The organism is Dactylosporangium sp. NPDC051087 (assembly GCF_055586325.1).
In genome coordinates, this window is the sequence record NZ_JBVJIJ010000084.1 from 1 (window position 1) to 3,956 (window position 3,956).

At 70.1% G+C, this 3,956-nt stretch carries 4 protein-coding genes and 1 pseudogene; 3 read left to right on the forward strand and 2 right to left on the reverse strand.

Annotation, left to right across the window (positions count from 1 at the left end):
• Nucleotides 1–560: 560 nt before the first annotated feature.
• Together ACZ6TV_RS55100 and ACZ6TV_RS55105 are read right to left on the reverse strand one after the other, a co-directional pair.
• The gene (locus ACZ6TV_RS55100) at nt 561–1,283 is read right to left on the reverse strand and encodes a hypothetical protein (RefSeq protein WP_465309750.1); all 723 of its coding nucleotides are present in this window, start codon (nt 1,281–1,283) and stop codon (nt 561–563) included.
• Nucleotides 1,280–2,032, reverse strand: a complete 753-nt coding sequence (locus ACZ6TV_RS55105; RefSeq protein ID WP_465309752.1) for an AfsR/SARP family transcriptional regulator — start codon at nt 2,030–2,032, stop codon at nt 1,280–1,282. Before ACZ6TV_RS55105 ends, ACZ6TV_RS55100 begins: the two co-directional genes overlap by 4 nt.
• On the opposite strand from ACZ6TV_RS55105, the gene ACZ6TV_RS55110 reads away from it, so the two are divergent.
• The 3 genes and pseudogenes from ACZ6TV_RS55110 to ACZ6TV_RS55120 all read left to right on the forward strand — a co-directional run bounded on the left by ACZ6TV_RS55110 (nt 2,012) and on the right by ACZ6TV_RS55120 (nt 3,877).
• On the forward strand, nt 2,012–2,716 hold the full coding sequence (locus ACZ6TV_RS55110; protein ID WP_465309754.1) for a UvrD-helicase domain-containing protein: 705 nt from the start codon (nt 2,012–2,014) through the stop codon (nt 2,714–2,716). The genes ACZ6TV_RS55105 and ACZ6TV_RS55110 overlap by 21 nt on opposite strands.
• 25 nt (nt 2,717–2,741) lie before the next feature.
• Nucleotides 2,742–3,137 (forward strand): annotated as a pseudogene (locus tag ACZ6TV_RS55115) (IS110 family transposase); the annotation flags it as partial.
• 296 nt (nt 3,138–3,433) lie between these two features.
• Nucleotides 3,434–3,877, forward strand: a complete 444-nt coding sequence (locus tag ACZ6TV_RS55120; RefSeq protein ID WP_465309756.1) for a transposase — start codon at nt 3,434–3,436, stop codon at nt 3,875–3,877.
• Nucleotides 3,878–3,956 lie beyond the last annotated feature (79 nt).

Here is a 3,956-nt window from a genome sequence, read left to right on the forward strand (position 1 = left end):
GCCATCGACCTCATCGCCCGATACGGCATCGCGCTACCGATCGTCGGTATCCTGGTCACGTTAATCCCGGCATCGATTTCGCTGCTCATCGCCTGAACTTTCGGTGTTGCCCACGGGCGTCCCAACGTATGACGGTGGATTGTCGGGACGGTCCGTTCCGCCGGTACGCGCGCTGTCCATCTCGGTAGGCTGCCGTGCGATCGGTGCAAGGCCGGTCGGTTGGTGGTTGTGCAGCGCAGGCGCCTCTGCACGCGAGGAGTGCTGGGCAACTTTGATCGGGGCGTGACTCGGACTCGGCCGTGTCTTCCGTCTGTACCGGCTCTGCCCAGGGACGGTGTGTGTTGGCACGTCACCGCGTTCCAGGTCGGGCTGCGGTGAGGCGGTATTTGACGAGTTCATCCGGTATGCCGGTGCGATGTGCTGTGCGGACGCCGCCTCCTGGTTCGCGTCGTTGCTGGTGTGTTCGGGGGGTGTCGTGTGGCTGGTTGGGTCGTGTCGGTGAATCTGCCAGTTTCGATGGTGTGAGATCGGCGTTGATCAGGTCGGTCAGCGTGGCGTAGTCAGCGCGGTCCGCGAGCCGGTCTGCGATCCTCGTCGAGGTCGTAGACAGCGACGGCGATGTCCGCGGTGGCCCGGTCGACCGCGGCGCGGATCTTGCGGCGGAGGACGATGGCGATTGCCTTACGACGCTGCTCGGCGCGCAGGTCGGCGCGGGCGGCGGCGGCCAGCGACCCATACAGGTCGAGGTGCGGGTTCGCTTTTGTGAGGGATCTGGCGCGGCGGGTGAGCCACGGATGCTGGAGCCAGTGCCCGATCGGTTCGTAGGCCGGGGTGGTCGGGGGCAGCGCGCCGTGGGCGCGGAGCCGGTCTCGGCGGGAGTTCTCGGCGTCTGTCAGCCATACCAGGTACCCGAGCCCGGACATGGCGGCGAAGAACCCGCCGAGCAGCGGCTCCGGGTGCGCGGTCCAGTTGAAGACCACGGCCCCGGCGGCGACGGCGGCGGACAGCAGCCGGGACCCGGCGGCGCGTTCCCCGAGCCGACGGCGCACGTCGGCGTTGGCGAGGACGACGACACCACCGAACTCCAGCGCGGCGACCGCGGGGACGGCCCACAGCAGCGGGATGTGCAGGGCCCGGGTCGCGCCGGACACCTGCCCGGCGAGCGCGACGATGAGCACCACCAGGTAGAACCCGCGCCGCATCAGGGCTGTCTGCCGCACCGCCCGCTGCAGGTCCGCGTCGAGGCCACGCAGCGCGTCGGGCACCGGCCGGACACCGCTCACGCCGCTGCCTCCGCGTTGCCGCCCCGCGCTTGCGCGCGGTCGGGTGCGTGGTCGGCGGCGACCTGTTCGGCTCGGGCGGCGGATCGCCCGACGGCAGGCGACCTCGACGGTGCGCCGGTCTGGTCCCGCTCGGACGGCTGATCCGGACGGTTGGGCGGGATCCGCTGCGCGAGCCGACGTCGTCGACTGGCCTGACCGGCCTGGCTGGCCTGGCTGGCCTGGCTGGATGATGTGATGGTGATGGTGAGGTGGTCGGCGAGGGCGATGGTCTCCTCGGTCGGGTCGGCGTCGATGTCGGCCAGGTGCCGGGCCAGGTTGTGCCGCAGCGCCCGAATAGCGTCGGGCCGGCCGACGGCGGTGTTGACGCGCATCGCGGCCTGGTACAGGGCCTCGGTGTACGGGCTGTGCGCGATCGCGGTGTCGAGGACCGGCAGGACTGTCTCGGGCTGGTCGGTGAGGGCGTCGGCGAGCGCGAGCGCACTGTCGATGACCTGCCGGCGGGCTGCTTCGCGGTGCGGCTCGATCCATTCGTAGTCGACACCGGTGGCGAGGTGCCCGCGGTAGGCGTCGACGGCCTGCTGCCAGCTGGCGACCCGCTCGTCTGGCTCGTCGGCGCGGTCGGCGTCGCACAGCGCCGCCCGCGACGTCCACAGGTCGACGTCGAACGCCTCGCGGTTGAGCAGGTACTGCTGGCCGGTGCGGAGGTGCTTGGCCCGTACCAGTCGCGGGTGGAGATCACCACCTTCCACGCTTTCGCCTGGCGGCTGCTTACTCGCTGGGGTGGGGCGATCGGGTTGGCCGAACCGAGGATGTTCAGCGAGACCGATGCCAAGCTGTTCCGCGTCCGCGACACGGTCCGCTACCGGGACATGCTGCCCCGCGCGCTCGACCTGTGCGCTGTGCCGGCCGTCCGCGAGCATCTGCGAGCCCGCTGGGCGATGATTGTCTGCGACGAGTTCCAGGACACTGACGACCGGCAGTTCGACCTGCTGAACACCATCCGCGGCAACGCCCGACTAGTGCTGTTGGGCGACCCCAACCAGTGCATCTACAGCGATCTGCCCGACGCCGTCGGCGTCGGGCCGGAACGGCTCGATACCACCCTCGCGCTTCCCGGTGCCCGACGCATCGATCTGCCCGACGTGTCCCACCGCGACCCCAGCAACATCCTGCCGGCCGCGGCAGCCGCTATCCGCCGACGCGAGTTCGACTACGACGCCGTCACCGCTGCCCTGGACACCGGACGACTCGACATCCGCGCGGGCCTCTCAATCGATGAGGAGGCCGAGGTCGTCGCCGGTGTCGTCCAGCAACTTCATTTGGCCTGCGCCCGCTGGTCACCGTGGCCGGGAGTGGCTCAAGAGGTTTGCCCAGCTCGAAGTAGCGTTGCCCTCCTCGCCAGTCGTCCACAGTGTACGAGCGAGGAGGCGTAAGCGGATGCGTCGTGTGGTGATCGGGATGGACCCGCACAAGCGGTCAGCCACGATCGAGGTGATCGACGAACGCGAACAGATCCTGGCGAAGGGCCGGTACGGCACGGACACCAGCGGCTACGCGCGGATGCTCGAGGCCGGCCGCCGGTTCGCGGAGCGGACATGGGCGGTGGAGGGCTGCGCCGGGATCGGCTGGCACGTCGCCCAGCGCCTGGTCGCCGACGGCGAGACCGTCATTGACGTGCCCGCCAAGTTGTCAGCGCGAGTGCGGGTGTTCGACGCCGGGCAGGGCCGCAAGACCGACCCGGTCGACGCGCACAGCGTTGCCGTGGCCGGCCTGCGCAGCCCGGGACTGCGCCGGGTCCAGGCCGATGACACCGCGGTCGTGCTGCGCCTGCTGGTCGACCGCCGCGACGAGCTGGGCCAGGCCCGCACCGAGACCGTCAGCCGGATCCACCACCTGCTGCTCGAACTCGTCCCCGGCGGGGCGAAGAAGTTCCTCACCCGTGGCCAGGCCAGCTACCTGCTACGCACCGCCCCGGAGCCGGTCGGCATCGTGGCGCAAACCCGTCACCAGCTCGCCCGCGAGCTCATCGACGAGCTCACCGCCATCGACGCGAAATCCGCGCCGCGGACAAGCAGCTGCGCGAGGTCGTTACCGCGGCCGGCAGCAGCCTCACCGAGCTCAACGGCATCGGCCCGTCCGGAGCCGCTCGGCTGCTCGGCAACGTCGGTGACATCAACCGGTTCCCCACCGCGGCGCACTTCGCGTCCTGGAACGGCACCGCACCCATCGAGGCGTCCTCCGGCGATCAACGCCGCCATCGGCTGTCCCGGGCCGGGAACCGGCGCATCAACCGGGTCCTGCACATCATGGCCATCGTCCAGCTCCGCCACGACACCCCGGGCCGGGCCTACTACCGCCAGCGGCTCGCCGAGGGCAAAACCACCATGGAAGCCCTGCGCGCACTCAAGCGCCATCTGTCCGACGTGGTCTTCAAACGCATGACCCGCGACGCCAAAACCGCTCGAGCTGGGGCGGCGGGCCCAGCAGGACAACCGGGAGCGACTCTGCAATCCAGCGCGGCCAGCCCAATCCCGACAGCTGACACTTCGGACAAGTCACAAACCGAACCCGCCGCCACCCCGCGTTCGACGTAATTCGGGGGTCCTGGAGGTACTGCGGGGCGGAACGTGCTGGTCAGCGGGCCGCGAGTGGCAGAGAACGTGGAATTCGCCT